At 79.4% G+C, this 533-nt stretch carries 1 pseudogene; it reads left to right on the top strand.

The window, feature by feature from the left end:
- Positions 1 to 533: pseudogene (locus AE652_RS48925) on the top strand (ATP-binding protein); the annotation flags it as partial.

The following is a 533-nucleotide window of genomic DNA, read 5'->3' as shown; positions in this document are numbered from 1 at the left end:
CGGCCTCCGCCACCGTGCACCGCGCCGCCGCGGACCCCGGCGACGGGCCCGCGCCGCCGCCCGGCTCCCGGCTCGGGCGGCTCACCGCCGCCTTCGGGCTGCTCCCGGTGGACCTCGACCTGCTGCTGGTGGCGCTCGCCCCCGACCTCGACTCCCGCTTCGAGCAGCTCTACGGCTACCTCAACGACGATCTGACCCGCCGCCGGGCGACCATCGGCCTGGCCCTCGACCTGTGCGGACTGCCCGGCGCCGGCGCCGGCCGCTTCCGGTTCTCCGCCCGGTCCCCGCTGGTCGCCGGCGGCCTACTGGAGATCACCGAACCGGACCGCCCGTTGCTCTCCCGCACCCTGCGCGTCCCGGACCGGGTGACGGCCCACCTGCTCGGCGACGACGAGCCGGACGGCGCGCTCGCCGGACTCGCCCACCGCGCCGGTCCCGGGCCCCGCCTCCAACGGCCGGACGAGCGGCTGCGCGCGCTGGCCGCCGACGGCGGACTGGTGCACCTGCTGGACCGGGGCGGGCACGCCGGCCCG

The sequence above is a fragment of the Kitasatospora sp. MY 5-36 genome (assembly GCF_001182915.1).
Classification (GTDB): domain Bacteria; phylum Actinomycetota; class Actinomycetes; order Streptomycetales; family Streptomycetaceae; genus Kitasatospora.
This window is presented reverse-complemented; position numbering and strand designations above follow the sequence as displayed.